Origin of the sequence: Staphylococcus coagulans (assembly GCF_022557135.1) — a bacterium.
GTDB lineage: Bacteria > Bacillota > Bacilli > Staphylococcales > Staphylococcaceae > Staphylococcus > Staphylococcus coagulans.
Map to the genome: position 1 here is coordinate 1,437,632 of NZ_CP092966.1, position 26,668 is coordinate 1,464,299.

Annotated in this window: 38 protein-coding genes and 1 riboswitch; of the genes, 25 read left to right on the forward strand and 13 right to left on the reverse strand. The window is 36.0% G+C overall.

All coding sequences use genetic code 11. The features are described from left to right. Window positions 1–142 precede the first annotated feature (142 nt). Window positions 143–343 carry a cold shock protein CspA gene (cspA, locus tag KM149_RS06850; protein WP_014613945.1) on the forward strand — a complete coding sequence of 67 codons (201 nt, stop codon included), beginning with the start codon at window positions 143–145 and terminating at the stop codon, window positions 341–343. 307 nt (window positions 344–650) lie between these two features. On the opposite strand, the gene lysA is transcribed toward cspA, so the two are convergent. The 8 genes from lysA to KM149_RS06890 form a co-directional block, all read right to left on the reverse strand. Beyond that, on the reverse strand, window positions 651–1,916 hold the full coding sequence (gene lysA, locus KM149_RS06855; RefSeq protein ID WP_214969783.1) for a diaminopimelate decarboxylase: 1,266 nt from the start codon (window positions 1,914–1,916) through the stop codon (window positions 651–653). Beyond that, window positions 1,917–2,990, reverse strand: coding sequence for an alanine racemase (gene alr / locus KM149_RS06860; protein ID WP_050345637.1), 1,074 nt, complete (start codon window positions 2,988–2,990; stop codon window positions 1,917–1,919). It lies immediately after the preceding gene. After that, a complete protein-coding gene (locus KM149_RS06865) occupies window positions 2,987–4,141 on the reverse strand; it encodes a M20 metallopeptidase family protein (RefSeq protein ID WP_182280349.1) in 1,155 nt (384 codons plus the stop codon). Before KM149_RS06865 ends, alr begins: the two co-directional genes overlap by 4 nt. A gap of 67 nt (window positions 4,142–4,208) precedes the next feature. Then, window positions 4,209–4,928, reverse strand: a complete 720-nt coding sequence (gene dapD / locus KM149_RS06870) for a 2,3,4,5-tetrahydropyridine-2,6-dicarboxylate N-acetyltransferase (protein WP_182280348.1) — start codon at window positions 4,926–4,928, stop codon at window positions 4,209–4,211. A gap of 17 nt (window positions 4,929–4,945) precedes the next feature. After that, window positions 4,946–5,668, reverse strand: coding sequence for a 4-hydroxy-tetrahydrodipicolinate reductase (dapB, locus tag KM149_RS06875; RefSeq protein ID WP_060829935.1), 723 nt, complete (start codon window positions 5,666–5,668; stop codon window positions 4,946–4,948). After that, the gene (dapA, locus tag KM149_RS06880; RefSeq protein ID WP_165545430.1) at window positions 5,668–6,543 is read right to left on the reverse strand and encodes a 4-hydroxy-tetrahydrodipicolinate synthase; all 876 of its coding nucleotides are present in this window, start codon (window positions 6,541–6,543) and stop codon (window positions 5,668–5,670) included. Before dapA ends, dapB begins: the two co-directional genes overlap by 1 nt. Beyond that, window positions 6,543–7,532, reverse strand: coding sequence for an aspartate-semialdehyde dehydrogenase (locus tag KM149_RS06885; protein ID WP_050345642.1), 990 nt, complete (start codon window positions 7,530–7,532; stop codon window positions 6,543–6,545). The genes dapA and KM149_RS06885 overlap by 1 nt, the downstream gene beginning before the upstream one ends. A gap of 223 nt (window positions 7,533–7,755) precedes the next feature. Next, a riboswitch (Lysine riboswitch) is annotated at window positions 7,756–7,934 on the reverse strand. Window positions 7,935–8,025: 91 nt separating this feature from the next. After that, a complete protein-coding gene (locus KM149_RS06890) occupies window positions 8,026–9,636 on the reverse strand; it encodes an ABC-F family ATP-binding cassette domain-containing protein (RefSeq protein WP_060829937.1) in 1,611 nt (536 codons plus the stop codon). A 185-nt stretch (window positions 9,637–9,821) separates the two neighbouring features. On the opposite strand from KM149_RS06890, the gene KM149_RS06895 reads away from it, so the two are divergent. The 4 genes from KM149_RS06895 to KM149_RS06910 all read left to right on the forward strand — a co-directional run bounded on the left by KM149_RS06895 (window position 9,822) and on the right by KM149_RS06910 (window position 13,126). Further along, window positions 9,822–10,721, forward strand: a complete 900-nt coding sequence (locus tag KM149_RS06895; protein ID WP_165545428.1) for a CvfB family protein — start codon at window positions 9,822–9,824, stop codon at window positions 10,719–10,721. Window positions 10,722–11,025: 304 nt separating this feature from the next. Then, a complete protein-coding gene (locus KM149_RS06900; RefSeq protein ID WP_182280346.1) occupies window positions 11,026–11,865 on the forward strand; it encodes a CAT RNA binding domain-containing protein in 840 nt (279 codons plus the stop codon). Between the two features lie 21 nt (window positions 11,866–11,886). Further along, window positions 11,887–12,213 (forward strand): PTS sugar transporter subunit IIA, encoded by a 327-nt coding sequence (locus KM149_RS06905; RefSeq protein WP_060829940.1) that lies wholly within the window; start codon window positions 11,887–11,889, stop codon window positions 12,211–12,213. A 10-nt stretch (window positions 12,214–12,223) separates the two neighbouring features. Beyond that, window positions 12,224–13,126 (forward strand): PTS transporter subunit EIIC, encoded by a 903-nt coding sequence (locus tag KM149_RS06910; protein ID WP_241415213.1) that lies wholly within the window; start codon window positions 12,224–12,226, stop codon window positions 13,124–13,126. Here KM149_RS06910 and KM149_RS06915 read toward each other — a convergent pair. From KM149_RS06915 to KM149_RS06930, 4 genes are all read right to left on the reverse strand, one after another. Further along, the gene (locus KM149_RS06915; protein WP_241415214.1) at window positions 13,123–14,520 is read right to left on the reverse strand and encodes a recombinase family protein; all 1,398 of its coding nucleotides are present in this window, start codon (window positions 14,518–14,520) and stop codon (window positions 13,123–13,125) included. The genes KM149_RS06910 and KM149_RS06915 overlap by 4 nt on opposite strands. A 250-nt stretch (window positions 14,521–14,770) precedes the next feature. Then, the gene (locus KM149_RS06920) at window positions 14,771–15,247 is read right to left on the reverse strand and encodes a hypothetical protein (protein ID WP_241415215.1); all 477 of its coding nucleotides are present in this window, start codon (window positions 15,245–15,247) and stop codon (window positions 14,771–14,773) included. A 51-nt stretch (window positions 15,248–15,298) separates the two neighbouring features. After that, a complete protein-coding gene (locus KM149_RS06925; protein ID WP_241415216.1) occupies window positions 15,299–15,478 on the reverse strand; it encodes a hypothetical protein in 180 nt (59 codons plus the stop codon). Between the two features lie 13 nt (window positions 15,479–15,491). Then, on the reverse strand, window positions 15,492–16,196 hold the full coding sequence (locus KM149_RS06930; RefSeq protein WP_241415217.1) for an XRE family transcriptional regulator: 705 nt from the start codon (window positions 16,194–16,196) through the stop codon (window positions 15,492–15,494). Window positions 16,197–16,330: 134 nt separating this feature from the next. On the opposite strand from KM149_RS06930, the gene KM149_RS06935 reads away from it, so the two are divergent. Together KM149_RS06935 and KM149_RS06940 are read left to right on the forward strand one after the other, a co-directional pair. Next, complete coding sequence (locus KM149_RS06935; RefSeq protein ID WP_241415218.1) at window positions 16,331–16,600, forward strand: SA1804 family transcriptional regulator; 270 nt, start codon at window positions 16,331–16,333, stop codon at window positions 16,598–16,600. Between the two features lie 142 nt (window positions 16,601–16,742). Next, the gene (locus tag KM149_RS06940) at window positions 16,743–16,883 is read left to right on the forward strand and encodes a hypothetical protein (RefSeq protein ID WP_214892679.1); all 141 of its coding nucleotides are present in this window, start codon (window positions 16,743–16,745) and stop codon (window positions 16,881–16,883) included. Here the strand turns inward: KM149_RS06940 and KM149_RS06945 are convergent. Continuing rightward, window positions 16,843–17,073, reverse strand: coding sequence for a hypothetical protein (locus KM149_RS06945; protein WP_241415219.1), 231 nt, complete (start codon window positions 17,071–17,073; stop codon window positions 16,843–16,845). The two genes, KM149_RS06940 and KM149_RS06945, sit on opposite strands and share 41 nt — an antisense overlap. Before the next feature lie 167 nt (window positions 17,074–17,240). Between KM149_RS06945 and KM149_RS06950 the strand changes: the two genes are divergently transcribed. The 18 genes from KM149_RS06950 (at window position 17,241) to KM149_RS07035 (ending at window position 26,516) form a co-directional block, all read left to right on the forward strand. Continuing rightward, window positions 17,241–17,411 (forward strand): hypothetical protein, encoded by a 171-nt coding sequence (locus tag KM149_RS06950; protein ID WP_241415220.1) that lies wholly within the window; start codon window positions 17,241–17,243, stop codon window positions 17,409–17,411. A 4-nt stretch (window positions 17,412–17,415) separates the two neighbouring features. Next, window positions 17,416–17,685 carry a DUF2482 family protein gene (locus tag KM149_RS06955; RefSeq protein ID WP_241415221.1) on the forward strand — a complete coding sequence of 90 codons (270 nt, stop codon included), beginning with the start codon at window positions 17,416–17,418 and terminating at the stop codon, window positions 17,683–17,685. An 83-nt stretch (window positions 17,686–17,768) separates the two neighbouring features. After that, window positions 17,769–17,939, forward strand: a complete 171-nt coding sequence (locus tag KM149_RS06960; protein ID WP_241415222.1) for a hypothetical protein — start codon at window positions 17,769–17,771, stop codon at window positions 17,937–17,939. An 11-nt stretch (window positions 17,940–17,950) separates the two neighbouring features. Further along, on the forward strand, window positions 17,951–18,205 hold the full coding sequence (locus KM149_RS06965) for a hypothetical protein (RefSeq protein WP_241415223.1): 255 nt from the start codon (window positions 17,951–17,953) through the stop codon (window positions 18,203–18,205). After that, window positions 18,198–18,683: a siphovirus Gp157 family protein gene (locus KM149_RS06970; protein WP_241415224.1), complete on the forward strand. Its 486-nt coding sequence runs from the start codon at window positions 18,198–18,200 to the stop codon at window positions 18,681–18,683. The genes KM149_RS06965 and KM149_RS06970 overlap by 8 nt, the downstream gene beginning before the upstream one ends. Further along, window positions 18,684–19,391: an AAA family ATPase gene (locus KM149_RS06975; protein WP_241415225.1), complete on the forward strand. Its 708-nt coding sequence runs from the start codon at window positions 18,684–18,686 to the stop codon at window positions 19,389–19,391. 120 nt (window positions 19,392–19,511) lie between these two features. Then, on the forward strand, window positions 19,512–20,732 hold the full coding sequence (locus KM149_RS06980) for a DEAD/DEAH box helicase (protein ID WP_241415226.1): 1,221 nt from the start codon (window positions 19,512–19,514) through the stop codon (window positions 20,730–20,732). Window positions 20,733–20,751: 19 nt separating this feature from the next. Beyond that, window positions 20,752–21,246, forward strand: a complete 495-nt coding sequence (locus KM149_RS06985) for a DUF669 domain-containing protein (RefSeq protein WP_241415227.1) — start codon at window positions 20,752–20,754, stop codon at window positions 21,244–21,246. A 26-nt stretch (window positions 21,247–21,272) separates the two neighbouring features. Next, window positions 21,273–23,579 carry a phage/plasmid primase, P4 family gene (locus KM149_RS06990; protein ID WP_241415228.1) on the forward strand — a complete coding sequence of 769 codons (2,307 nt, stop codon included), beginning with the start codon at window positions 21,273–21,275 and terminating at the stop codon, window positions 23,577–23,579. 301 nt (window positions 23,580–23,880) lie between these two features. After that, window positions 23,881–24,084, forward strand: coding sequence for a pathogenicity island protein (locus KM149_RS06995; RefSeq protein WP_241415229.1), 204 nt, complete (start codon window positions 23,881–23,883; stop codon window positions 24,082–24,084). After that, window positions 24,081–24,389 (forward strand): VRR-NUC domain-containing protein, encoded by a 309-nt coding sequence (locus KM149_RS07000; RefSeq protein ID WP_241415230.1) that lies wholly within the window; start codon window positions 24,081–24,083, stop codon window positions 24,387–24,389. Before KM149_RS06995 ends, KM149_RS07000 begins: the two co-directional genes overlap by 4 nt. Window positions 24,390–24,391: 2 nt before the next feature. Beyond that, window positions 24,392–24,595: a hypothetical protein gene (locus KM149_RS07005; protein ID WP_241415231.1), complete on the forward strand. Its 204-nt coding sequence runs from the start codon at window positions 24,392–24,394 to the stop codon at window positions 24,593–24,595. 161 nt (window positions 24,596–24,756) lie between these two features. Continuing rightward, on the forward strand, window positions 24,757–25,212 hold the full coding sequence (locus KM149_RS07010; protein WP_241415232.1) for a DUF3310 domain-containing protein: 456 nt from the start codon (window positions 24,757–24,759) through the stop codon (window positions 25,210–25,212). Beyond that, the gene (locus KM149_RS07015) at window positions 25,212–25,448 is read left to right on the forward strand and encodes a hypothetical protein (RefSeq protein WP_241415233.1); all 237 of its coding nucleotides are present in this window, start codon (window positions 25,212–25,214) and stop codon (window positions 25,446–25,448) included. The genes KM149_RS07010 and KM149_RS07015 overlap by 1 nt, the downstream gene beginning before the upstream one ends. Further along, window positions 25,448–25,642 (forward strand): hypothetical protein, encoded by a 195-nt coding sequence (locus KM149_RS07020; protein WP_241415588.1) that lies wholly within the window; start codon window positions 25,448–25,450, stop codon window positions 25,640–25,642. Before KM149_RS07015 ends, KM149_RS07020 begins: the two co-directional genes overlap by 1 nt. After that, window positions 25,639–25,860 carry a DUF3269 family protein gene (locus KM149_RS07025; RefSeq protein WP_165546310.1) on the forward strand — a complete coding sequence of 74 codons (222 nt, stop codon included), beginning with the start codon at window positions 25,639–25,641 and terminating at the stop codon, window positions 25,858–25,860. Before KM149_RS07020 ends, KM149_RS07025 begins: the two co-directional genes overlap by 4 nt. Window positions 25,861–25,872: 12 nt before the next feature. Next, the gene (locus KM149_RS07030) at window positions 25,873–26,124 is read left to right on the forward strand and encodes a hypothetical protein (protein WP_241415234.1); all 252 of its coding nucleotides are present in this window, start codon (window positions 25,873–25,875) and stop codon (window positions 26,122–26,124) included. After that, the gene (locus KM149_RS07035) at window positions 26,124–26,516 is read left to right on the forward strand and encodes a hypothetical protein (RefSeq protein WP_241415235.1); all 393 of its coding nucleotides are present in this window, start codon (window positions 26,124–26,126) and stop codon (window positions 26,514–26,516) included. Before KM149_RS07030 ends, KM149_RS07035 begins: the two co-directional genes overlap by 1 nt. Window positions 26,517–26,668 lie beyond the last annotated feature (152 nt).

Here is a 26,668-nt window from a genome sequence, read left to right on the forward strand (position 1 = left end):
TTGCCTTATAATAAGGTATAAGCAATAGCATTATTCCATATTGCAAAAAATATTTTTTTAGATTATATAAATTAAAAATTAGTATTTTTTGTAATATGCGAATAGCGCATATTGAATTTTAGTCTTGGAGGTTTCACACATTATGAAACAAGGTACAGTTAAATGGTTTAACGCTGAAAAAGGATTTGGTTTTATCGAAGTTGAAGGAGAAAACGACGTATTCGTACACTTCTCAGCTATTAACCAAGAAGGTTACAAATCATTAGATGAAGGTCAATCAGTTGAATTTGAAGTAGTTGAAGGCGATCGCGGTCCTCAAGCTGCAAACGTTGTAAAACTATAATAAATAGATGCAATATTGACTTAGAAAAACAGTGAAGCATACTTCACTGTTTTTTTGTATGCTCAGCGATTCATACAGCAACAGCATGAGACTAGGTCACAATCACAAATCCAATAGCGCTAAGTTGACCTTTAATAGAAAATCATCTTAGCGCTTCCTTTTTATAATAAAACTTCATGTAATATGGCTTCGTTTACCGAGGGAACAGCCTCAGCTTGTAGTCTTAGGCTAGTCCCGTCTCTCATGTGAAGGTTATTAAAAATTTGATGTCCCAACTTCGCTAATTAACAAATCAACGTTATGGATACTATTTAACATCATTAATAATCAGTTGTCTTAAAGATTGGCGTTTAATGACTTCTCTCGCTTTTCCATCTTTCACAAAAAATACAGAAGGCTTTTGAATTTGGTTATAATTCGACGTCATACTATAATGATAAGCGCCTGTTGTTAAAACCGCTAAATAATCGCCACGTTTGACACTAGAAGGTAAGTTAGCCTCATGAATGAGAATATCACCGGATTCACAAAGTTTACCTGCTAATGTTACCGTCTCATCTGCTTCTTCTTGACGATTCACTAATAACACTTGATACTGTGCATCATATAAAGCTGTACGAATATGATCACTCATACCCCCATCAATAGATACATATTTATTCACATTTGGAATCTCTTTAATCGATCCTACCTCATATAAAGTGACACCTGCTTCTGCCACAATTGAACGACCCGGTTCAATACTTAAAGTTGGAATAGGGTAGTCAAGTTGATGACATGTTGCTTTAATGGCTTGAACAATTTCAGTAATGCCTGTCTCGATATTGAAAGGGCGATCACTTTCAACATACTTCACACTAAAACCGCCCCCTAAATTAAGCAATTCAATCGAAATATCATTTTCTTTTAACCAATGTAATACCATTTTCGCTGTTTCTATCATGCCCGTTGTTTCTTCAATTTGAGAACCAATATGAAAATGGATACCTTTAAAGTGAAGTTGTTGAGAAGCTTGTATTTTTTTGATAGCTTGTAAAGCAAGGCCATGTTTTAATGATAATCCAAATTTACTTTTTTCTTGACCCGTTTGTATAAATTCATGTGTGTGGGCTTCAACCCCTGGATTCACTCTAACTAAAACCTCGACTGTATCAGTAGCATAGCGCTCAATCAAATCAATTTCATCTAACGCATCAACAACAAAATAACCAATACCACTTTCAATAGCATAGCGAATCTCTTGTTTTGTTTTATTGTTACCATGAAAATGAATACGCTTCGGATCAAAACCCGCTTCTAAAGCTGTGTAAAGTTCTCCTTCAGACACCACATCTAAATCAAAATCTTCTGACTGTGCCAATTTGACCATTTGAATACAAGTGAACGCTTTTGAGGCATATGATAATACATAACCAATATCATTCTGTTGAAATGCGCTGTGATAGCGTCTCATTTGATTTCTTATTTGCGCCTCATCATATACGATAGTAGGGGTCCCAAAGCTTTGGGCCAAAGTTTTTAAACTTGTTCCTGCCAAAGTGAGTTCTCCACTTTTATTATAACTTACTGTCATTTATCTATACTCCTTTATCAGTGAATCCAAATTTAATGCGCTTAACTGCTCCGAATTCGCACCTACACCTTTAAATGTATAGTCATCGATGCGTAAATCTTCGTTATACAAAATGACTTTGTCTTTGGCTTGTACGTGTTCATCAACTTCAACAAACATATGACTCATCATTAAGGCACGAATAGGGTAAATACGTTGATTAATCATAACTTCATGTTGCGCACGTGTACGTAATATTCCATCTCCATAACCAATATCAACTACGGCTAAACGTGTATTATTTTCCTCCGCGGTATAAGCAAAGCTATAACCACAGTGATCTCCTTGTTGAACCTGTCTCACTTGGATGACGTTTGCGCTTACTGTCAATGCTTGCGGAAATGCCTCCCGAGAAAGTGAAGCATATGGGCGAGATCCATATAAAGCAATGCCAATACGTGCATGTGTATGATGTTCAAAAACATGGCCTTCTCTAAAATAACTGGCGCTATTTTGTGCGTGTATCAAGTCAAACGACATATCCATTTTATTGACTAGAACATCTACAACATTGAACCAAGCATCTCTTTCCTGTTGGTACATCGTAACGTCAAATTCATCTGCATAGCCAAAATGAGTCCAAAGCCCAGTTATTGTCATTTTAGGGCTATGCGTTTGACGATGATCTTCAATAACTTGTATCATTTCATCAATCGTTTTAAAACCAGAACGATGTAATAAGTTTTCGTATTCTAAATGCACTTTAACATCAAACAATGCTTCTTTATATTGTTCATAAAACGCCAAAGAGGGCAATGTCATATGAATATCATATGTACGTAATAACTCAAACTCATCCGTTGCATTCATTAAAAAAATCGTCGCATCAGCATCTATTTTGCGAATCGCAATAGCTTCGTGTAATGACGTTGTGCTAAACGTATCAATCCCCATTTCTTTGAATGTATTGATAGCAAAATCTAATCCGTAATTATATGCATTATTTTTAACAACAGCCATAATCGATTGATTGTCTTTGACTCGTTTTACATTTTCTTTAAAACGCGCTTCATTGATTTGCCAAACTGCAGTCATGCTTCCACCTCGTTATAATTAAATAACAATCTCTCATAATAATCTGCAATGCGAATTAATACATGTTCATCAAAATTTAATTGTGGCGTGTGAAGACCGCTTACAAAGTGTTTTTCATCATTTCTAGTCCCCACAAATACAAAGTAAGCAGGGGCAATTTGACGATAAAAACTAAAATCTTCACCAAACAAGTAAGGACGTTCATTCTCAATAACCGTCATTTGATGATAATTGAGACTTTCAACCACATATTTTTTTAATGCTGGATCATTCACAGTAGGGGGATATCCTTCAGCAAACTTCACTTCGCAAGAGACATCAAATAGTGTATGGGCACTTTGCACAATTTTTTGCATTTGCTTTTGTATTGCGCTCAGATCATCCATATCATAAGTCCGAATTGTACCTTCTAAATAGCCTTTACTCGGTACCGTATTAATCGCTTCACCGGCATGGAAATGCCCGATGTGTACAATATTGCGTTGTAATCCGTTAAGGTGGTATTGTTGGATTTGTGAAACTTGCGTTAAGATATGCTGTAAAGCTTCACCGGCGGATTTTCCTTGTTCTTTATTAGCGACATGACTAGATTCGCCCTCAATAAAAAATCGATATTCTGTCGCACTTGCTGTAATCTCATGATCTCTTATAACAACCGCACCTTCTTCAACAAAAGGCATGACATGTACACCATAAATCGCATCGATCTGAAACTTATCTAAAGCATGAGACTTGATTAATAAATTCGCACCGCCCCCTGATTCTTCAGCAGGTTGAAAAATAAACACAACATGATGGGGTAATTTACCTTCGTCAAATAACTTTTTACATCTTTTTACGAATAACATTAAAGCGGTTGTATGCCCATCATGCCCGCAAGCATGCATTTTATTATCCGTCTCACTTCGATAGGCGACATCGTTCTCTTCGTGTATTGGAAGGGCATCGATATCAGCACGATAAGCAATCGTATGTGCACTATTGCCTTCTAAATAGGCGATGATACCCGTTTCTAAAGGCTTTTCGTAGGGGACCTCTAAGTCTATCAAAAATTGTTCTAAATAACGTGTTGTCTCAAACTCTTCTAAACTCAATTCAGGATGTTGATGTAAGTATCGACGATGTTGTGTGACAAATTCTATTTCGCTCATAAAAAACTCCTTTCTTTGTGCTATGTATAAAAAGAGGGCCGAGTTGTTTGCTCCGCCCACTCATAGATTACTCGTCTAATTTACGTAATGCTGCGACAATCTCACGTTTTGAATCTTCAACTTCATGTGCTTGTTTAATGACTTTTGCTGGCGTACCAGCAACTACTGCGCCTGCAGGAACATCTTGTGTGACAATAGCTCCAGCTGCGACAATGGCGCCTTCACCTACACGTACACCTTCTAGAATCACAGCATTAGCACCGATCAAAACGTTATCTTCAATGATAACAGGGGAGGCGCTTGGGGGTTCAATTACACCCGCTAATACAGCACCTGCACCGACATGAACATTTTTACCTGTCGTTGCTCGTCCACCTAATGTTGCATTCATATCAATCATTGTACCTTCACCAACGACTGCACCAATATTAATTGTTGCACCCATCATTACGACCGCACCGTCACCAATGACTGCATGCTCTCTAATAAAAGCACCTGGCTCAATACGGGCATTCGTATTTGTTAAGTCTTTGAGTGGTATGGCTGAGTTACGACGGTCCATTTCAATTTCTAACTCTTCAATTCTCATTTGGTTTTCTTCATAGAACGTTGCCCAGTCAGCAGCTTCACAAAAAATCACTTTTGAATTTTCAGAGCCGAAAACTTTAAATTGTTCTGGAAATGCGATGTCACTTAACTCACCATTAATATAGACCTTTAACGGCGTAGATTTTTTTGCATCACTAATATATTGAATAATCTCTTCTGCTGTAAAATTTTTAACCATATTGTAAAAACGCTCCTTTATAAGTTATCAAATGTATAATACCCGGGTTGTTGATGAACTAACTTTTCTGCTGCACCCAATGCGCCATTCGCAAAAATATCTTTTGACTGAGCTCGATGTGTCAATGTAATTGTTTCATCAACGCCCGCAAACAATACATCATGTTCACCCACAATCGTGCCACCCCGTACTGTATGGATACCAATTTCATTATTAGTTCTTTTCGCATCTTTTTGACTACGATCATAAACAGGGGAAACATCAGATCTTAGCGATGCAATGACATCATACAATTTTTCTAACGTTCCACTTGGTGCATCTACTTTTTGATTATGATGCGCTTCCGTTAATTCGATATCATAGTCATTTAATAAAGGCACTGCTGCTTCTAATATTTTTGTCAAAGCATGTACACCATAGCTCATATTTGCACTGAAAAATACAGGCATTGTATTGCTGAGTGTTTTTAATTTCTGAGTAATACGTTCTTTTTCTCCTGTTGTCGCAATCACAAGGGGTAATTTAAAATGATCCTCAAGTAATGGCAATAACAAATTAGGATGAGAAAAGTCTATAGCAACATCAGCTTCTGTGACATCACTTATTTTTTCATATAATGGGTACGGTATATTCTCTTTTTTTCGATTGACAACGACACCCACAATTTCATGTCCATTTTCTTCAGCTAATCTTGCGACACGTTGGTTCATTGCCCCATAACCAATAAGTAAAATTTTCATTATTGAACACCTGCTTTAAATTGTTCGTATGCTTCTTTCAATGATTGTTGCTCTTGTTCATTTAATGTAACTAGAGGTAATCTCACTTCATATTGCCCAAATCCTTCTAAAGCACAAAGGTACTTGATCGGAATAGGGTTGATGTCAATGCTCATCGCGTCCAAAAGGGCACGAATCGGTTGGAATAGAGATTCACGCTGTGGCACCTCTGTGTAAACTTGTTGGAACTGCTTCGGAATCACATTTGCTACAACCGAAATCACACCGTGACCGCCTTGTTGATAATACGATAGAATATTGTCATCATTGCCACTATACAATGCAAATGAATCTGTATCAACCCGAGCTTGAATCTCTGCTAAGTAATCAAAGTCATTTGTAGCATCTTTTAATGCAACAATATATGGATTCTGACTTAGACGTTCAATCGTTTCAGGTTCAATTGTAGCGTTCGTACGTGAAGGAACATTATAAAGGACAACTGGCAAAGCTGTTGCATTTGCAATGGCTTCAAAATGAGCAATCAAACCACGTTGACTCGTTTTTAAATAATACGGCGTGATTAACATAATTGCATCAGCACCAAGCTCTTTTGCACGTAAAGAAGCTGCTATTGATTTTTTCGTATTATTTGTACCCGTTCCAACGATAATAGGTACACGTTTATCATTAACCTCAATAACTGTTTGAAGTATTTGGTCTTTTTCTTCCTCAGTTAATGTTGGATTTTCGGCTGTTGTCCCATTAACGACAATCGATTGAATACCATTATCGATAAGAAAATTGACATGATTACGAATCGCATTATAATCAACTTCATCGTTTGTAAAAGGGGTAATTAAAGCAACACCTGTTCCTTCAAAAATATGTCCCATTATAATTCTCCTTTCAATTTTAGTACTTGTTCTAATATTTGAACCGCATTCAGTGCCGCACCTTTTAATAAATTATCTGAAGTTACCCATAAGTGAAATGTATTATCTAAAGAATCATCTTTTCGAATTCGACCAACAAACACTTCATCACGTCCTGTGGAATGAATGGCTAAAGGGTACACATTATTTTCTGGATCATCGACCAAAACAACACGCGGATCTTTTTCAAGTACATCTTGAATTTCTTTCACCGTTGTAGGTTGGTCTAAAGTGACGTTGATGTGAACACTGTGACTATCTTGAACTGGCACACGAACACAAGTCGCTGTTACATTTAATTCTGGCTCAGTTAAAATTTTTCTTGTTTCATCAATCATTTTTTGCTCTTCTTTTGTGTACCCATCCTCAAGAAACACATCAATATGTGGTAGTACATTATTATAAATTGGATGTGGGTAAGCTTCAGGCGATAAACCTTTGGCCCCATTTTCTAAATCTTGTTTACCTTTCATACCTGAACCTGAAACAGCTTGATATGTTGTATAAGCAACTCGTTTTAAACCAAACTGTTCTTGCAACGGTTTCAAAGGAACTACCGATTGGATTGTAGAACAGTTCGGATTAGCAATAATACCTCTCTTGAACGTTGGGGCATTCACTTCAGGAACAATCAAATCAACATCTTCTGTCATACGCCATTGACTTGAATTATCGATGACTGTAGCACCGTTAGATTCAAAAAGTGGGGCAAATTGAGCACTTGTTCCGCCCCCTGCGCTCATAAGCACATAATCAAAGTGATCTTCAGTGGCTTGCTCCGTTAATTCCTGAACAGTATATGTTTGTCCTTGAAAATCTACTTTTTGACCTGCAGAACGTCGTGACGAAAAAAGTACGAGTTCATCAAAAGGAATATTTTTTCGGTCAATTGTTTCTAAAATTTTTGTACCTACTAATCCTGTTGCGCCTACAACTGCTAATTTTGTCATCTTATCTCACTCCAATTTTAAATTCAAAATCATTTTTCATTAAAGCCTGATTTAGCATTATCTTCACACAATTCAGATAATAATTGATGTTTTTAATCTTTACTTTACAACGCATCCACTGAATTGACAACTTAAATCAAATAATTAAGTCGAGACTATACAAAAATGGGGACACATATAAACAAAAAAAGCAAGTTCGGCGTGCGAACTTGCTCAATCTATATACAAGTGATGCACTCCATTATTGTAATAATAATGACAGACTCTCAGCTCTTAACCAAAGAATCCAACAAACAAGTAACTGCAATACTGTTTGTTTCGGCATCTCACCCTTTCGATATATGTGCTTGCAGGCACGCTTAAAATATATCTACTTATGATTGATGCGCCTCATCAGTGATATTCAATTATTATGAACTTCATTATACATATAAACGTTTAATGTGTAAACCTTTATGTGAAAGCTTTTCATTATAAACACATTGAAAGGGAATTAGGCTTTTGATTTAAGTACACCTTTTTCTTGCAAGTATAACTCATAACTTATTTCCTTAGAAAGGCCACCTTCATAATCTAAATCAATCACACGATTGGCAATAGTATTGATAAACTCAAAGTCATGTGAAGTAAAGATCAATGAGCCTTTAAATGTTTTCAATCCTTCGTTTACTGAAGTAATACTTTCTAAATCTAGATGGTTAGTTGGCTCATCTAATAATAAGACGTTCGCACTTGATAGCATCATTTTGCTAAGCATACAGCGTACTTTTTCTCCACCAGATAAAACGTTCGCTTTTTTCTTCACTTCTTCACCGCTAAATAGCATACGACCTAAAAATCCGCGTAAAAAAGTCTCCGTTTGTTCATCCTCTGGGGCATATTGACGTAACCAATCGACTAAGTTCATTTCCACACCTTCAAAATATGCAGAGTTATCTTTAGGGAAGTAACTTTGAGAAGTTGTCACACCCCATTTAACTGTACCCTCATCTGGTTCCATTTCACCAGCAAGTATTTTTAACAATGTCGTTTTTGCGATTTCACTTTCACCAATTAACACAGCTTTATCACTAGGGTTCATTGTGAAAGAGATGCCATCTAATACTTTTTCGCCTTCAATCGTTTTAGAAACATTTTCAACAAATAGTAGGTCATTTCCGATTTCACGTTCTGGCGTGAATTTAACAAACGGATAACGACGAGATGAAGGTTGAATATCATCTAATTCTATTTTCTCTAATTGCTTCTTACGACTTGTTGCTTGTTTCGATTTCGACGCATTCGCAGAGAAGCGCGCAATAAAGTCTTGTAATTCTTTGATTTTTTCTTCTTTTTTCTTATTTTGTTCTTGTGCCATCTTCTGAGCCAATTGGCTAGATTGATACCAAAAATCATAATTCCCTACATATATTTTAATCTTACCAAAGTCGAGATCAGCGATGTGTGTACAAACATTATTTAAGAAATGTCTATCGTGGGAAACAACAATCACTGTATTTTCAAAATTAATTAAAAAGTCTTCTAACCAACTAATGGCTTGTATATCTAATCCGTTGGTCGGCTCATCGAGTAATAATACATCAGGTTGTCCAAATAAACTTTGCGCTAACAATACTTTAACTTTTTGATTGTTTTCAAGTTCAGACATTTTTTTATCATGTAACTCTGCCGCAATACCAAGTCCTGAAAGTAATGTTGCCGCATCCGCTTCAGCATTCCAACCGTTCATTTCAGCAAATTCGCCTTCAAGTTCAGCTGCGCGTATACCATCTTCATCACTGAAGTCAGGTTTCATATAGATTGCGTCTTTCTCTTGCATCACTTCGTATAAACGCTCATGCCCTTTAATGACAACATCTAATACACGTTCATCTTCATACGCAAAGTGATCTTGTTTTAATACTGCTAAACGTTCATCTTTGCCTAACGAAACATGACCCGTTTGAGAATCTAACTCTCCTGATAAAATTTTTAAAAACGTAGACTTTCCTGCACCGTTTGCACCGATAAGTCCATAACAATTTCCCGGTGTGAATTTGATATTCACATCTTCAAATAATTTACGATCACCGAAACGTAAACTCACATCTGTAACTTGTAACATGGATTTTCTCCTTTATTTCATTTTCATCTAATGGATGAATTATATCATGAGAAAGGGCTATAAATCTAATTTCTTTAAAAATTAATCGAATAGCACCGCATGACTTTTAAATGTAACTAACCCTTAATGCTTATACCACTATAAGATGCTATAATAGAAATAACTTAATTATAGAGGAGTACGTTATGTCATTTAAAGAAAATGAAATTATAGGGACGATTGAATTTTTAGAAGTAAAAGCCCTTGAAGGTTCTACATATCATTTGGAAGGGCCGAATCAAGAATTTGTGAAATTGAATGCGTCAGAAGTCAATACTGATGATGAATTAGAAATAGGGGAGTCATATAGCTTTTTCATTTATCCAAACCGATCTGGTGATTTATTTGCGACTCAAAATATGCCCGATATTACCGTGGGGCGTTATGACTTTGTTCGTGTACTGAGCACTGATCGTGATGGTGCACGCTTAGACGTGGGGTTACCAAGAGAAGTTTTAGTACCATGGGAAGATTTACCAAAGCTTAAATCGTTATGGCCTGTAAAAGGAGACTACATTTTATGTACATTGAGAATTGACCGTGAAAGACAAATGTTTGCACGACTTGCATCGGAAACAACTGTCCAACAAATGTACACACCTGTTCATGATGACGCACTTAAAAATAAAATGATTCAAGCACGCCCTTATCGTTTATTACGTGTAGGTACATTTCTTTTATCAGAAGAAGGCTACAAAATTTTTGTGCATGAGTCAGAACGTAAGGAAGAACCACGTCTAGGACAGCAGTTAGATGTGCGCATTATTGGCTACAATGATAAAGGCGAATTAAATGGTTCATTTTTACCTTTTGCGCATGAACGTTTGGATGAAGATGGCGAACGTATATTTAATCTACTTGTTGAATACGAAGGCGAATTACCATTCTGGGACAAATCTAGCCCAGAAGCTATAAAAGAAGTTTTTAACATGAGTAAAGGCGCTTTTAAACGCGCTATCGGTCATTTATATAAAAAGCGCATTATCAATATTGAAACTGGTAAAATCACATTAACGAAAAAAGGTTGGTCTCGCTTAGAAGATTAACTCACATAAATTTTTTAACATAAAGTCATTTCAAATAAAGCCTTGTCGTCATAATATCACATGATGATAGGGCTTTTTTTCATATATTTATTTAATGTCAATGTATCCTTATTTATGTTTCGTCATATTAAATTTATATTGACATTTAAATTGAACAGCTTTATTATTATCATAAAGAACAAAAACGGACATTTTAAAACATTTCCATGGATCGTGACTATTGAATTAGGCGAAACCACAAATCAATTTTGTATCAGACGAATTGATTTGTGGTTTTTTTATTTGAGTTTTGGGAGGTTTATAAATGATTATTCAACAGGTTTTGAACAATAATTGTGCAATTGTCAAATCACACGAGCAAGAAGAACTGATTGTCACTGGCAAAGGTATCGCCTTTAAAAAGAAAAAAGGGGACACCTTAGAACGTCAAAGGGTTGAGAAAATTTTTCGTCTAGAAAACGAAAATATGAAGCAGAATCTGACTTTTTTAATTAAAGATGTTCCGATTAAATACATCTTAACTAGCTTTGAAGTTGTTTCAACTGTACAAAAACATTTTAATCTGACGTTTCAAGACTATCTTTATGTAACATTAGCTGATCATTTATATGCAGCACAACATCGTATTGAAAATAACCTTTGGCAAGAAACCGTTATACCAGATATGCAGTCACATTATCCACTTGAAATGGAGGCCGCAGAACTAGGGTTAAAAATCATTAATCAAAACTTAGCGCCATCGTTTCCACAATCTGAAATCGTCAGTTTAGCATTACATTTTCTCAATGCCAAGTTGGATGTAAACACGGCTCAAATAGAAGATAATGCACGATTCATTCGTATCATTAACTTTGTAAATCAGTTTTTAAATGACCACCAAATTGTTCGAACTCAACGTAACCATTATCACTACGACCGCTTTTTCACACACATGAGTTACTTTTATGAGTCTCAAAATGCAAATAAAGATGAAAATCAATTAAGTTCGATTGATGTTGCTATTTTTTCTGGATTAAAACAATCTCATCCAGTCTCGTATAAACTTGCAAACGAGCTGGCAGAAGCTTTAGAAAATCAATTTCAGCTCACCGTTCTAGAAACTGATAAATATCATTTTCAATTGCATTTAGAGCGACTCATTTAAGTCGATAAGGGAGGAAAATTTATGTCTAAGGAAGATAACATGATGATTGGATTTACCATTGTTGCTATAGCAGGTGATGCACGCGCAGAAATTATGCGTGCATTCGAGGCGGCCAAAAGTAAAAACTTTCAAGAGGCACAAGCACACATTGAAAATGCGAACCGATTTATTAATGAAGCACATGTGGAACAAACACAGCTCTTAGCAAAAGAGTCGCGTGGCGAAGTCGGAGAAATGAGTTTTGTCATGGTTCATGGACAAGATCATCTCATGACGACAATGGCTTTACGAGATATTGCAAAATACTTTATTGATGTCTATCAGCAATTAGAGCGTTTTGAAAGGTAGGTGGATATATATGAAATCCATTATCAAGTATATAGAACGTATGAAACCTTTTTTTGAAAAAGTTGCAGCTAACCCGTATTTAACTGCAATTCGTGACGGATTTGTCGCAGTTATGCCTGTTATTTTATTTTCTTCATTGTTTATTTTAGTTGCGTATGTGCCTAATATATGGGGATTTCACTGGCCAAAACATATTGAAGAAATCATTATGAAAGTTTACACATTTACAATGGGAATGATCGCCGTTTATATTTCAGGGACTGTCACCAAATCACTGACTGATAATAAAAATATCAAGTTACCTAAAACAAACCAAATCAATGTTATCTCCACATTTATCGCTGCCGAATCAGCACTATTAATTTTAGCGATGAATCCTGTAAAAGATGGTATTAATATTGATATGTTAGGTACCAAAGGATTGATTGCTTCTTTCTTAGTCGCATTTATCGTTCCTAACATTTATTACGTTTGTATAAAAAATAATATTACGATTAAGATGCCTCCCCAAGTTCCAGGGAATATTGCACAAGCGTTTAAGGATATGATTCCTTTCGCCTTATCGGTCTCTTTTTTCTGGATCATTGATATTTTAGTGAGACATTTAACAGAAGGAAATTTAGCTGAGCTTGTGACAATCTTACTTTCACCATTATTTACGGCTGCCAATGGTTACTTAGGCTTTGCCATTATTTTTGGGTTCATTGCTTTCTTTTGGTTTATTGGTGTACATGGCCCATCCGTTGTGGGTCCTGCTGTAGTTGCGATTATGTATAATAACCAAGCTGAAAATTTACGTCTTTTTAGAGAAGGGCAGCATGCAAGTTTTGCATTAACACAATCTACACAGGATTTCGTTGCACTGATGGGCGGTACTGGCGCGACCTACAATGTGCTAAACCATACATGTTAAAAATGCAAATCTATATTGTTTATTTTTAGCGTATTAGGCGTTTTATTCACTTTGCTTTTGGGAATAAAATCGAAGTCTATTTTTTTGATTGACTGTCGAACAAACTCTTCTTTATCTTCACGAGACACACTAGGGCTGTCCCAAATATGTCTAAACAAATTTTGAATAGCTTGTACTTGTTCTTTTGTAATGTGATCGTCCACATCTTTTTTGTTTTCCATTCCCTCGTATTCATCAATCAATTTTTGCGTTTCAAACATTTTTTGCTTAAATTCATCTTTCGTCATCAATCCATCGCCATAGGCTTCTTGAAATCTAGACCGTTTACGCATTATTTTATTAATGTCTATTTTGACAACTTCATTTCTAGGTTCTACTTTGATGCCGTAATTATCACTCAATCTTATGTTGCTCATATACTCAATAAATTCACGTTCAATTTCAGAAAAAGTTATCGCAATATTACGTGCTGTTTTATCTGTGCGACAGTAATCACAACGATAGCCCTCACTATAATAAGTCTTGCTTTTATTTTTAAGCTTTGTTTTGAAATAATGCAACTTATGACCACACTGTGGGCATTCAAGTACGCCTCTAAAAACTGAAGTATGTGTTTGCTTTTTATAATTAACACGTGATGATAGTCGTTCTGAAATTCTTTTATAATCATGTTCTGTAATAATCGGCTCGTGTGTATTTTCTATAAACAAATCGCCGTGCTTTGTATGTCCACGCATTACAGGATTATTTACAAGTCTGATAACTGTTGTTTTACTCCAGTTTTTTATAGTTGGCGGATAGTTATTGGCGTTATTAAGTCGTCTAGCGATTTCTGTCGCTGTCACGCCCTCTAATAATTTTTTAACAATATATTCGATAACTTTTTTATGCTCATTTGGCACAAGTTTGCCATCTATATTATCGTAACAAAAAGGAGCTACCCTAATATAATTACCCTCACGCACTGCGGCGTGACTACCGAATAAACTACGTTCACGTATTGTAGAGCGTTCCCATTCCGCCATAGCGCCTACAATCGTGATAAATAGTTTACCGATAGCAGAGGTAGTGTCAAAAACTTCTGTCGCACTTCTGAAAGATACACCATGCTCTTCAAAAGTCTCTAATAAAGATAGTAAATCTCTAACCGATCGTGTTAATCTATCTAATTTGTAAACTAACACTAAATCAAATTTATCTAAATTAGCTAGTAAGTTATTAAAAGCAGGGCGGTTTATTGTACCACCTGATACACCTGCATCCACAAACACTTTATAATTTTTCCAGTTATTCACTTCACAAAACGATTTTAATTTACGCTCTTGCTCGTGTATTGAATAACCCTCATTTGCCTGCTCTTGCGAACTAACACGGCAATATATGGCTACATTCATTCTATTTCCTCCTCAAAAATAGTAAAAAATAATAAGGGTAGGCGTGCTAGCCGTGAAACTGTATAAAAAAGACGTCTGTATAAACTACAGACGCCACTTATAATTATAAGATTACATGGTTAATTACCAAAAAGGTAACAAATATATACGTGTTTTAAAGAGTAACCCTTTAATATATTTATATTATATCATCTTATATCAGGAATCTGCAATATGTTGTTATTAAAGGGTAGGCATGCTACCCTGGAAATTATTCATAATGTCCAGGTTCTAATCCCATTTCCCTCAATATTGCATCGCTATTCTCTTGTGCACGTCTTGCTTCATCTTCTGTATAAAAGTGTTTGTACTCGCGTTCATAAATCGGGTCGGTTTCTCCTTCAACATATTCCTCTTTAACCGGATTATTAGTCGTTGTGTGTGATTGTCCGTTGTAATATTCTGTAACAGTATTTTTATCAACTACTGGAGTTTCTTGTTGGGGATCATAATTTTGTGCCTGCTGTTGTGTTTGTTGATTTTGTTCAATTGTTTGCTCTTGTGAATTTTCATCTGATTGTTGCTGGGGTTTCTTTACGACTTCCTTTTTCTTCTCTTCCTTCTTTTCCTTATCAACTTTCTTTTCTTCTGATTTTGTCTCTTTTTTAGGTTCTTCTTTTTTCTCATTATCTCCACACGCTGATAAGACTAACAGGCTTGACAGTAACAAAAATAACAATCTTTTCATATCGCACGCTCCTTAAAATTGTTTTTATATAAAGCACCTCGAGGGTGCTCATTATATTTTTGTACGATCAGTAATGTTAGATTCCATAACTCTCTTATGTTTTTCATTTGTTTCTTCAATCATCTTTTTGAATTCGTCACTGTGCATAAAATCTTGTGTTTCTTTTAATTCCTCTTCTGATAATTTTTTGCCACCTGTATTAACGTGGAAATGTTCAAACTCCTCAGTCATATTTAATTCCTCCTTAAAGTATAACTTTTCCTGCTACTTTAATATCGTGACTACTATCAAAATGTAAATCAGGATATTTCGAGTTTAACGAAACTAAACGTATACCTTTATCGCTAATAAACACCTTTTTCAAATAAGCTTCCCCATCAATAACAAAGATACCGATTTGACCACTGTTGATTTGTTTCGTTTTATCAACAAAGATAATCTCTTTATCTTCAAATAGAGGTTCCATAGAATCACCGTTGACTTGAAGTGCAAAATCGTGATTAGGTATGTAACCGTTGTACTGCGTCTTGAACTCGACACCATCTATTAATGTTTCTCCAGTACCAGCTGAAGCATAGCCATAAACGGCGACCTCTTCTGAAACTATGTTATTCGAATTTATTTGTAAGACTTTGTTGTTTTGTTCGTCTAATTGTTCAGTAGCGAAATCTAGTACACGCTTTTGACGGGGAGGTGTGAGTTTGTCGTATATGGAAGTGATGTCGTTATTTTCCTTATATGTAGTGTCAATGTCACTTTTAACAATATCAAAAACATCTGCGATTTTTTGTATTACTCCATGCGATGGATTAGAACGTAAATTCAAATAGTCACTCAATGTGGATTGTTTAATGCCGATTAATTCAGCTAATTGCTTTTGCGTCATATTAGCTTGTTTTAAATATTTTCTTATATTATTAGCAATGATTTTGTTGCGTTCTTTATTCATAAGTCACAACCTCCTTATTTCGTATTATACGAAATTTTCATATCATAGTAAAGAAGTTTACGAAAAAAACGTATTTTGTGTTGACAGTACGAAAATTTCGTATTATATTGGTATTACTGAAAGGCGGTGACAACATGAAAACATTAAAAGAGTTGAGAACTGATTCCGGGTTGACACAAGAAGAGTTAGGAGATTTATTTAGTGTTTCATCACGTACGATTCAAAATATGGAAAAAGACTCCACCAACATTAAAGACAGTTTGCTTTCCAAATATATGAGCGCTTTTAATGTTAAATACGATGATATTTTTTTAGGGAACGAGTACGAAAATTTCGTATTTATGAATGATAAAAAGAAATCAATCATTTTAGCATTTAAAGAAAAACAAAAACAAACAAGTTAATCGAACATCTCAGCACCCGCATTGAGTACATGCAAGCGAGAGTGAGCCACGATACGAGCCACGCCATAATACATTAGGTCATTGCCAAGACCGTGTACTGAATGTAGGTGCTGAGACACCAAACCTAAAAGGAGGACAAATAATGCAAGAAGAAAACAAAAAACCTCAAACTACTCATGGCAGTGAGCAGAATGAGGAAAATAATATTGTTTTACCTGTTGATAAAGGAAGAGTTAAAGATTCTATTCTCCTTTTAAAAACTTATGAACAACACTGTAAATAAGCGTTTCGTTATGTTTTTTAGAGCATTCATGTAATGCAAGTAAATAGATGTACTCATCTGAGAATTGACCATTCGATTTTGATTTTAATTCGTTAACAGTATTTTTGAAGTACTCACTGTTGGGGTCGAATTGTTCATCTATTTCATTTGTTACTTTTCTAAAAAACTTTTCGAATTCATTCCAATTCATTATTTATCACCTCCTTTCGATAGGAGTTGAAGTAAGTATAGCACAACAAAAATAAGAGGAGGAATTACAATGACACAAGAGCAAATAGATGAATTGACACAACGCATTGTCAATCTCGGTTTAAAAACTGGTGCTTTGAAAGACATCATTGAAAAGGAGGGAATTAAATGAAAACTATTACAGCATGGTTTATGGCACTATCGGTAGCATTTATCTTAGGTACAATCTTAGCGTTCAGTGGCGTGTACTTTACCACAATCTTATTCGTGATAACTGTTGCCGAAATCGTCACGTACTACGGTACACAGCACACTATCAAATTATTAACGGAGGAATAAAAAAATGAAAAATTTAACAAAAGAAGAGGTCATCGAAACACTTAGAAAGAAAATGGAGGAGCTTTACGAGTTAGTGAACGAGATAGATGCGAACACTGGTTTTGAACCAAGTCTTATCGCGTTAGTTGGATTGGATGAAGGCGATAATATGAATCTTTTTAGTGAGTCTGTTATAGGAACACCGAAAACTTTAAGTTACATGTTAAATATGTCAAATCATTTGAAGAAACCACTAGCTGTTGCACAAATTATGGAAATGATAGAAAAAGACTGAGTGCTAGCAGCAACTAGCAAACAGTCAAAGCAATTAAAAATATTCACGGATTAATTATATCACAATTTTAGGAGGAACAAACTATGGAATTAGTGACAATACATTATACCGAATTTAAAAGACTCGTTGGGCAAGAGGTTCGGCTAAAAGCTAGAATTGCTGAATTAGAAGATGAAATTGAATATTTAGACGATAAAGCGCGCCGTTTAGAAAACGAATTATTCGATGCCGAAAACCAACTCGTCGAAGATTAGGGGGATAAAAAATGAAAACAGAAAAAATGTTAGAAATCGCAAGCGAATTGAATCGTTGTCTTGCTTATTCAGACATAGAAGGGTCGGTTGAGTTCGGAACAGACGACAACAATAGAACGCATATTAACTTTATTCATTACGACAAACGATATAAGCATAATAACGGAATTTTGTTTATATACAGTTGGTTAGATGACGGAATTATTAATAACTTGGTCGATAAAGTTAAAAATGTTATTGCAGGGGAGGAGTTAATAAATGACTAACCTATTCGATCTAAATCAAAACGAGCTAGCAATTTTAGAAATGCTTGAAAATGAAGAATTAAGTTTTGATGATGTGAAAGACACATTAGATGCCATTCAAGATGAGCAAAAACGTAAATATGACGCTATGCAAAAGATGATTCTATCACTAAAAGGTGACATTAACACTTTAAAAGAACGTGAAACGGCACTTAGCAAACGTCGTAAATCGTACGAAAACAAAATCAAATCACTTCAAAATTATATGTTAGATTCGATGAAATACAAAGGAGAAACGAAATTCAAAACAGAGGAATTCACATACTTTATTCGAAAATCTGACTCAACTCAAATTGATGACGAAAATGCGATACCTGATAAATACAAAGTAGTACAAGCGCCTAAAATCAATAGAACGCAAATCAAGAAAGACATCAAAGCAGGTGTTGATGTTGCGGGTGCCTCACTCGTTGAGAATGAAAGTTTAGGGGTGAGATAGATGGCTTTTACTATATCAAACGCTAAAAACATTGCAACAGATAATTCGACTTACCTTATTTACGGCAAACCTGGTAGCGGTAAAACTCACACATTGAATTATCTGCCTGGTAAAACGTTGTATGTAAGTGTGGATAAATCAGAACGTCCATTGAAAGGTAACGAAAATATAGAAATCTTAGATTTTAACTCCCACGAGGCATGGACAGAGTGGGGCGAATTGATGAAGTGGTTTGCAGAAAATGAAGAATTACTAAAAAAATACGACAACATCGTCGTAGATAACCTATCAGAATTGTTTAGGTCAATGCTAGCAAATCTTGGACGTACTGGTAAAAACGAAAGAGTGCCCGAGATGTCACATTATCAACGTGTGGACTTCTTTACAATAGACAGTCTGCGTTACATGCAATCTCTAAAAAAACGCCTTGTGTTTTTAGCATGGGAAACAAACTACGACTTCTACACGCCTGCAGGACAGCAAATCACACAATCTGTACCTGATATTCGTAAAACGATTCGTGATAACGTTGCAGGATTATGCCAGGTAGTCGCTAGATTAATCGTAAATAAAGAATCGGGCAAACGAGGGTTTATCTTAATGCCGACAAATCAAATATTTGCAAAGAATCAATTAGACAGCAGAGAACACTGTCTGCAAGAAGATTTGTTTAAGGTCGACGGGGAGGTGGTCGATAATGGCGACTAACTTCCAATTACGCGATTACCAAATAGAATTAATCAATGGTATTTACGAATCCATATCAAAAGGTAATCAAAACATAATGGTGCAATCGCCTGCATAGCTGGCAGTGGTAAATCAGTCACAATGTCAGAAGTGGCTAGACGTGCCACAGATAAAGGCAATAGAGTATTGTTTTGCGTCCACAGAATAGAGTTAGTGAATCAAATAAAAAACACGTTTCGTTTGAATAACGTTGACATGGATCTATGTCACGTCGGAATGGTTCAAACAATCAAGAATCGTGTTAAACGTGGTGCAGAACCTGAACCGTCAATCATTTTAGTAGATGAAGCACATCACTCGTTAGCTAAAACATATCTTGATATATTTGAAAGTTTTCCAAACGCCTATGTATTTGGGTTTAGTGCCACGCCGTGCAGATTAAACGGCAAAGGTTTTACAAGTGTGTTCACTGATTTAATACCAGGCAAAACAGTCGAGTGGTTAATCGACCACAAACGATTAGCACCATTCAAATATTATTCGGTAAATTTACTCGACGCTAATCAGCTTAAAACAGCAAGTACAGGTGACTATCGTGCTGACTCAATTACAAACGCGATGAAAACAACTATCTACGGCGACGCTGTTGAGAATTACAGAAAGTTTGCAGAAGGTAAAAAAACAATTGTATACACACACAACGTTGAATCAAGTAAACGAGTGGCGGAAAAATTCAATCAGTCAGGTTATAAAGCGTTACAGGTTGATGGTAAAACACCTAAAGCTGAACGTGATGCTGCGATGGAAAAGTTTAGAAATAACGAAGTGCAGATTCTCGTCAACGCAGAATTGTATGGAGAGGGTGTGGACGTACCAGATTGTCATTGTGTCATATTGTTACGCCCCACTAAATCACTCACACTGTTTATTCAACAGACGATGCGTGCTATGAGATATCAAGAGAACAAGTCAGCAATCATCATAGATCATGTAGGCAACTATCTTACACATGGATTGCCCACTACTGAACATGACTGGCACGAGCATTTTAAAGGTGTAGACAAGAAAAAACGTGAGGAAAACACTATTTCAGCAAAGCAATGCCCCGAATGCTTCAGTGTAGTAGCTTCTACACATTCAGAATGTCCGTATTGTGGGCATGAGTGGCAGTCAGAAGAACAAGAGTTACAACAGGATGAAGAAACGGAACTCGAAGAAATTACAGAAGAAACATTTATCAAACTAAATTTTAAAGAACCTAAAGATTGCAAAAGTATGAAAGAACTTTACCAACTCGCTAACGACTTAGGATATAAGCCTGGTTGGGCATACTATCAAGGCAAACATTTAGGACTAATATAAAAATTCGGAGGAATTATAAATGACAAACTTTACTTTAAATATGGAAGATACTTTCGACGGAGGTATCCAAGACGGAACTTACGAAACGGTAATTACTAAATGTGAGGAGAACGTGACGCCAGGTGGCGCAGAACACGTAGACATGCGCTTAACTATCCGTAATGATGTTAATCAAAAATACAAAAACAATATCATCTTCCATAAAATTTGGAAATCAAAAGCAACAGGTAAATATGACATGCGATTCTTTAACACTATTGGTGCAGCAGCACAGTTACAACAAGGAAAAGCGTATAAATCAATTGAAGAATTGTTTGCCGACTATTTAGGTAAACCCGTTAAAGTCACGGTTAAAAATGAAACGTCTGATTATAACGGCAAAACGTACGAGAACCTTAATGTTAAACGTTGGGATAAAACAGCATTGCCTGAAATGACACATCAATTTAAAACAGAAGATGGTGAGAATCCATTTGCAGGTGGAATCGATATCGATGAAGACTTGCCATTTTAATTCGTAAAAAAATAAGGAGGGTTATTATGTACGACAGTATACCTTACGAATTGAAAGAGTTAGATCGTTGGTGTTGCTTTAGGATTGAACAGGGTACAAACGGGCGTAAAACAAAACGCCCTTATAACCCTCTTACAAACCAAATGGCAAAATCAAACGATGAAAACACATGGGTATCTTTCGAAGTTGCTGCAAGTCTATCAGTCAATTATGACGGTATCGGTTTTTTCTTTAAAGAACCCTATATCGGTGTGGACTTAGATGGTATCGGTTCAGAGATTACCGAATTTTTAGAAAACAATGAATCGGAAAATATCGTGAGTGAGTTTATAGAAGTTTTAGAAACGTATGCAGAAATAAGTCCTTCTGGCAATGGCATACACCTCATCATAAAAGGAGAATTACCTGAAAAAGGCCGCAGACGTGGCAACGTCGAAATTTACAATCGTGGAAGATTTTTTACAATGACAGGCAAACACATCGGTGGTTACAACCGTGTAAACGATGATGAGATGAATAAACTGTCTTACCTGCACGGTAAATACATTTTAAAACCTGACACTGAAAAGAAAGTTATTAATACCAGTAAAGGTTTCGGCAACGATTTGTCGGAAGAGAAGATAATCGAAATTGCTAAAAAATCAAAGAACGGATTACGTTTTACCACATTGCATGAGGGAGACTGGTCGCAGTTTTATAACTCTCAATCAGAAGCAGACCTTGCTTTTTGTAATGATTTAGCGTTTTGGACTGCACGTGACCCCCATAAGATGGACTCGATTTTTAGAAAATCGGTTTTGTATAGAGATAAATGGGATGAGCAGCACGGAGATGACACATACGGCAATCAAACGATTAGTAAAGCAATCGATGGTTGTCACAGTGAGTTTATTCCAGAAGTGTCCACAGATAACGATTTTCAGATTTACATTATGGACCAAGATGTTAAACCTGCTAAAAAGGATAAACGTTACTCTTATGATGATACAGGTAATGCAGAACGTTTGCGTGATCACTTCGGCGATTATATTCGATACAACTACACAGCAAATGCATGGTTTTATTACGACGGCAAACGTTGGAAAAAAGATGACGCAGGTAAGATGAAACACTTAGTCGATAAAGTAGTGGATAAATTGAAAGACGAAAAACTTTTTAAGAGTGACGATGTTGAAGAAGAGGATATGAAGAAATATCGTTACAGACATTGGAAAGACTCACGCAATCATAGCAAAAAGGTAAACATGCTGAAAGAGTGCCAGCACTTATTACCTATCAATCATCAAAGTTTTGATAACGACTTTACATTATTTAACTTACAGAATGGTTTTATTGATTTAACCACAGGTGAGTTATTGGAGCATGAGAAAAATAAATACTTTACAAAAATGAGTAATACCGAATACACGGATAAAGCAGATTGTCCGATATGGTTAGATTTTTTAAACGATATATTTTTAGGACGACAAGACTTGATTGATTATATCCAACGTGCAGTAGGTTATTCGTTGTCAGGGTTTACCACAGAGCAAGTGTTGTTTGTGCTGTACGGTAACGGCCGTAATGGTAAATCGGTATTTTTGGACATCATGAATGAAGTGTTTGGGGATTATGCAACGAACATTCGCCCACAGGCTATTATGGCAGGCAAAAACAATTCTGATGCATCGCCAGAGATAGCTAAACTAGATGGTGCTCGATTCGTTACCACAACAGAACCAAACGAAGGAGATCGTTTCGATGAAGGTTTGCTTAAGCAGCTAACAGGTGGCGATAAAGTATCGGCCAGACGATTGTATGAGAACGAATTCGAGTTTACACCACAATTAAAACTATGGATGGCAACTAACCACAAACCATACGTACGTGGTACTGATGACGGGATATGGCGTCGTTTTGTCATCATTCCGTTCGAAAAGCAGATACCACTGGAACAAGTTGACAAGGATCTTACAAAGAAACTTAAAAAAGAACTCCCTGCAATCGTAAAGTGGTGTGTTGACGGTTATCTCGAATGGCAACGTATTGGACTCGCTGAACCTAAAATCATCAGAGAGCAGAGAGAAGAATATAGAATTGAAATGGATAGTACAGAGTTATTCATACAAGACGTTTGCGAAGTTGGAGAAGGTAAATTTATTAGAACTCCTCAATTATTCAAAGCGTATGATGAATGGGCGAAAGATAATCATCAATACAGAATGAGCAGCAGGAAGTTTAGAAAAGAAATGGAAAAGAAATTTTCAGTAAAAAAATCAAGTTATGAATATTATCAAGGAATTCAAGTTAGTGATACAGATTATGCACCTGGTTTTACTATTAAAAATTATTAATTTGGGAGTGAAAATAACAGCTTGGGAATGTTTTGGGAGTTAAATTTATAAAATACTCCCAAAGCAAAATCCCATGAAATCAATACTTTTACTACTCTTTTTATTCTTTTGGGAGTAATGGGAGTAAATAAATAAAAAGTAATATAAGTAAAAATAAACTACCCTATATTTTAAAAAGTTTCTAAAGTTTACTCCCTAATTCCCAAAATCGACTTGAACCCTTGATATGACTGGTTTTTTTATTCCCAAATAGTTAAAAAAGTAATTCCCAACATTCCCAAATTAAGAGGAGAGATTAAAAATGAACGATAAATATGTACAAATAATGCCTGCACCACCAAATTTATATGCAATTTATGATGAAGATGGAGAAGAAATAGAATCTAAAATAATCATTTTTGCCTTAAGAGAAGATGGCGAAATAGATATGTTGGATATGGATATTACTGGTTGTATTGATGATGTTAGAGAATCGAGTAATTTCAAAAAGGTTAAATACAAATGACAGAGCAAGACATACAAAACTTAATTAGAATTGCAGTTTCTAAAAACAATATGATTTTTAGAGCAAATGTTGGAAAAGTTAAAACAGCAGATGGTCGGATATTCGATACAGGATTACCACCAGGATTTTGTGACTTATTCGGTTTTAGACCTGATGGAAAAATATTTTTTATCGAAGTAAAAAAACCAGGTGGACGTGTTCGAGATGTGCAAAAGCATTTTATAGATGTGGTTAAACGTAACGGCGCTATCGCAGGCGTTGCATACACTGTGGAAGATGCACTCAAAATTATCGAGGAGGAATGAGAATGTACACGATTGCGTTAGGACGTAATGGCGATAAAGTAACAGAATCAACACAAGATAGTTTCGATAAATTAAAAACTGATCGTGCGTATAGAGCGTATAAAAATAGTCGCAAGGATAAATCGCACTTATCTAAATATCCGCAGTCAGTAGAACCTAGCGACTACTATAAATACTTAGAAAGTAAGGTGTTGTGGAATGCATGACACAACTTGGAAAGACATTAAATTTATAGGATTTACTAGGTCACAAAAAGCAAAAATGATACACAAAGGTATCACACCTAGCATTGTGTTAAGTCGATACAAGAATTACTGGAGTATTGACGAGATTGTAAATACTAAACCATATATGAGGAGGAAACGATATGAAAGTTAAAGATTTGGAGATTGGAGATAGAGTTCAAATAATAACTGGTGTCCATAGATATAGAGCTAACGAACGATGGGATGAAGAGCCTATTGGTCAAACGGGGGAAGTAAGATTTAAGTTTGCTGATGGAAGCGCCAGAGTTTTATTGGATAAAGGTCTCGGAGTGTTTATTTCAGATGACGACGAATGGTACCTGATACCGAGTAGTACAAAAATTGCAACACACAAAGAAGATGTAGTTAATAATCCAAGCCATTACACATATGGCGATATAGAGGTTATCGACTATATCGAACAGGTCATTAAAGATTATCCGCCACACTTAGCGTTTGCGATTGGTAATGCGATTATGTGTATCAACCGTGCAGGGCATAAGAATAACAAAGAAGACTTAGCAGAGGCGCGTTGGTACTTAGAACGGGCGTATGACAAGTGGGAGGTTGCTCGCTGATGGGTGTACCAAAATATGAATACGTGATTTATAAAGGCGATGATGTTGTATGCGGTGGAACGAGGAAAGAGATATTAAAAAAGTTGGATATGCCATTATCGACATTCAAACGAATTGTAAACCCCTCGACGCAAGTGGAGGAAGCTAAAATGTTTAAGAAAAAGGGTCACAGTCAACGCATGGTAGGCATAAAAGTAAGTATTGCAGAAATTCAACAAGAACTGGGGTTGACGTGATGGTTGTGAGAGATTTAAGCGACACTGTAAAGCAACGCTACCGCATTAATACAGCTGGCAAGTCGCCGACGCAGTTACAAAAGGAGTTGCACAAGCGTGGTGTAAAAGGTTTTGTGGTTGGTGTAAATCATAATCGTGTAGCAATGCTGATTGATCCACGCGATAAAAAACGGAATAAGGAGTGCATGCTATGAGTATTTTTGATAAATACAATCTATTCGACCAAGACGGTCGCAAGGTAATCAGTGTTGTACCAATTAAGGACAGATACAACGTTGCAGGCGTGGCGAACGCTATCTTTGCAGGACAAATGTGGGATATGAGCGAAGTTGAATTGATGCGGTTTAAAGCGACGCATAACTTGTTCCTAGAGCAAGAGCTAGGTACGCAAAAGACGATATTTGATTATTGAGAGGTGCGCAATATGAGTATCAATTTAAAACAAGCGTTTTTAGAACGAGACGAATACATCGAGCACAAAACTTTGTACGACGGTATTCAATACATTTTTAGTACAGGGACAGGCAGAAAGTTAAGTGTGGTTCAACATTGGGCATCGTATGGAAGCAAAGAAGGGTTGTATGAAATGGCAGTCATCACAGACGAAACTGTTGAAGACGTACAAGGCTATTTAACACCTGAAAGAGTAATTGAAATTCTAGAGGAGGAAAAATGATGAAAATTAAAGTTAAAAAAGAAATGACGTTACCACGGTTAATTGAGTGGGCGTGGGATAACGATGTTAGAAGCAGAATGTTTATTGGGAGCGGAGATGGAATAGTGAAGTTCGACATTGGGGGTATGGTTACAAATTTGGAATATGTAGATTCAGACGAAACTTTCAGGGTAGAGGTCGAGGAAGAAATCACAAAGGATACGGTTATTCCTACTTTGATAGAGGTGTATAAAAATGGGTTAGGAAATTTGTCTGCTGAAGTATATAAAAACAAAACTATTAGACACATTATTGAAATAGACGCATTCAGAGTTGACATAAAAGCATTCTACATTCTCAATGACGACATGACTATGACGTTAATTTGGAAAGATGGGGAGATGGTGGAATGATAGCAAATTTACTGTCAGAAATCGAAAAGTATAAGCAACAGTGTGATAGCCTTATCGACGACATTACAGAACTAAGGAAAGAGCATTACAAGTTGCAACGTAAATTAGATGAGGTGGTTGATTTATTCAACACACACCTAGCGTATAAAAAG

Excerpts from the sequence above, each read along its gene's own strand:
- cspA (WP_014613945.1), top strand. The coding sequence starts at position 143 with ATGAAACAAGGTACAGTTAAATGGTTTAACGCTGAAAAAGGATTTGGT.
- lysA (WP_214969783.1), bottom strand. The coding sequence starts at position 1,916 with ATGACAGTAAGTTATAATAAAAGTGGAGAACTCACTTTGGCAGGAACA.
- alr (WP_050345637.1), bottom strand. The coding sequence starts at position 2,990 with ATGACTGCAGTTTGGCAAATCAATGAAGCGCGTTTTAAAGAAAATGTA.
- KM149_RS06865 (WP_182280349.1), bottom strand. The coding sequence starts at position 4,141 with ATGAGCGAAATAGAATTTGTCACACAACATCGTCGATACTTACATCAA.
- dapD (WP_182280348.1), bottom strand. The coding sequence starts at position 4,928 with ATGGTTAAAAATTTTACAGCAGAAGAGATTATTCAATATATTAGTGAT.
- dapB (WP_060829935.1), bottom strand. The coding sequence starts at position 5,668 with ATGAAAATTTTACTTATTGGTTATGGGGCAATGAACCAACGTGTCGCA.
- dapA (WP_165545430.1), bottom strand. The coding sequence starts at position 6,543 with ATGGGACATATTTTTGAAGGAACAGGTGTTGCTTTAATTACCCCTTTT.
- KM149_RS06885 (WP_050345642.1), bottom strand. The coding sequence starts at position 7,532 with ATGACAAAATTAGCAGTTGTAGGCGCAACAGGATTAGTAGGTACAAAA.
- KM149_RS06890 (WP_060829937.1), bottom strand. The coding sequence starts at position 9,636 with ATGTTACAAGTTACAGATGTGAGTTTACGTTTCGGTGATCGTAAATTA.
- KM149_RS06895 (WP_165545428.1), top strand. The coding sequence starts at position 9,822 with ATGTCATTTAAAGAAAATGAAATTATAGGGACGATTGAATTTTTAGAA.
- KM149_RS06900 (WP_182280346.1), top strand. The coding sequence starts at position 11,026 with ATGATTATTCAACAGGTTTTGAACAATAATTGTGCAATTGTCAAATCA.
- KM149_RS06905 (WP_060829940.1), top strand. The coding sequence starts at position 11,887 with ATGTCTAAGGAAGATAACATGATGATTGGATTTACCATTGTTGCTATA.
- KM149_RS06910 (WP_241415213.1), top strand. The coding sequence starts at position 12,224 with ATGAAATCCATTATCAAGTATATAGAACGTATGAAACCTTTTTTTGAA.
- KM149_RS06915 (WP_241415214.1), bottom strand. The coding sequence starts at position 14,520 with ATGAATGTAGCCATATATTGCCGTGTTAGTTCGCAAGAGCAGGCAAAT.
- KM149_RS06920 (WP_241415215.1), bottom strand. The coding sequence starts at position 15,247 with ATGAAAAGATTGTTATTTTTGTTACTGTCAAGCCTGTTAGTCTTATCA.
- KM149_RS06925 (WP_241415216.1), bottom strand. The coding sequence starts at position 15,478 with ATGACTGAGGAGTTTGAACATTTCCACGTTAATACAGGTGGCAAAAAA.
- KM149_RS06930 (WP_241415217.1), bottom strand. The coding sequence starts at position 16,196 with ATGAATAAAGAACGCAACAAAATCATTGCTAATAATATAAGAAAATAT.
- KM149_RS06935 (WP_241415218.1), top strand. The coding sequence starts at position 16,331 with ATGAAAACATTAAAAGAGTTGAGAACTGATTCCGGGTTGACACAAGAA.
- KM149_RS06940 (WP_214892679.1), top strand. The coding sequence starts at position 16,743 with ATGCAAGAAGAAAACAAAAAACCTCAAACTACTCATGGCAGTGAGCAG.
- KM149_RS06945 (WP_241415219.1), bottom strand. The coding sequence starts at position 17,073 with ATGAATTGGAATGAATTCGAAAAGTTTTTTAGAAAAGTAACAAATGAA.
- KM149_RS06950 (WP_241415220.1), top strand. The coding sequence starts at position 17,241 with ATGAAAACTATTACAGCATGGTTTATGGCACTATCGGTAGCATTTATC.
- KM149_RS06955 (WP_241415221.1), top strand. The coding sequence starts at position 17,416 with ATGAAAAATTTAACAAAAGAAGAGGTCATCGAAACACTTAGAAAGAAA.
- KM149_RS06960 (WP_241415222.1), top strand. The coding sequence starts at position 17,769 with ATGGAATTAGTGACAATACATTATACCGAATTTAAAAGACTCGTTGGG.
- KM149_RS06965 (WP_241415223.1), top strand. The coding sequence starts at position 17,951 with ATGAAAACAGAAAAAATGTTAGAAATCGCAAGCGAATTGAATCGTTGT.
- KM149_RS06970 (WP_241415224.1), top strand. The coding sequence starts at position 18,198 with ATGACTAACCTATTCGATCTAAATCAAAACGAGCTAGCAATTTTAGAA.
- KM149_RS06975 (WP_241415225.1), top strand. The coding sequence starts at position 18,684 with ATGGCTTTTACTATATCAAACGCTAAAAACATTGCAACAGATAATTCG.
- KM149_RS06980 (WP_241415226.1), top strand. The coding sequence starts at position 19,512 with ATGTCAGAAGTGGCTAGACGTGCCACAGATAAAGGCAATAGAGTATTG.
- KM149_RS06985 (WP_241415227.1), top strand. The coding sequence starts at position 20,752 with ATGACAAACTTTACTTTAAATATGGAAGATACTTTCGACGGAGGTATC.
- KM149_RS06990 (WP_241415228.1), top strand. The coding sequence starts at position 21,273 with ATGTACGACAGTATACCTTACGAATTGAAAGAGTTAGATCGTTGGTGT.
- KM149_RS06995 (WP_241415229.1), top strand. The coding sequence starts at position 23,881 with ATGAACGATAAATATGTACAAATAATGCCTGCACCACCAAATTTATAT.
- KM149_RS07000 (WP_241415230.1), top strand. The coding sequence starts at position 24,081 with ATGACAGAGCAAGACATACAAAACTTAATTAGAATTGCAGTTTCTAAA.
- KM149_RS07005 (WP_241415231.1), top strand. The coding sequence starts at position 24,392 with ATGTACACGATTGCGTTAGGACGTAATGGCGATAAAGTAACAGAATCA.
- KM149_RS07010 (WP_241415232.1), top strand. The coding sequence starts at position 24,757 with ATGAAAGTTAAAGATTTGGAGATTGGAGATAGAGTTCAAATAATAACT.
- KM149_RS07015 (WP_241415233.1), top strand. The coding sequence starts at position 25,212 with ATGGGTGTACCAAAATATGAATACGTGATTTATAAAGGCGATGATGTT.
- KM149_RS07020 (WP_241415588.1), top strand. The coding sequence starts at position 25,448 with ATGGTTGTGAGAGATTTAAGCGACACTGTAAAGCAACGCTACCGCATT.
- KM149_RS07025 (WP_165546310.1), top strand. The coding sequence starts at position 25,639 with ATGAGTATTTTTGATAAATACAATCTATTCGACCAAGACGGTCGCAAG.
- KM149_RS07030 (WP_241415234.1), top strand. The coding sequence starts at position 25,873 with ATGAGTATCAATTTAAAACAAGCGTTTTTAGAACGAGACGAATACATC.
- KM149_RS07035 (WP_241415235.1), top strand. The coding sequence starts at position 26,124 with ATGAAAATTAAAGTTAAAAAAGAAATGACGTTACCACGGTTAATTGAG.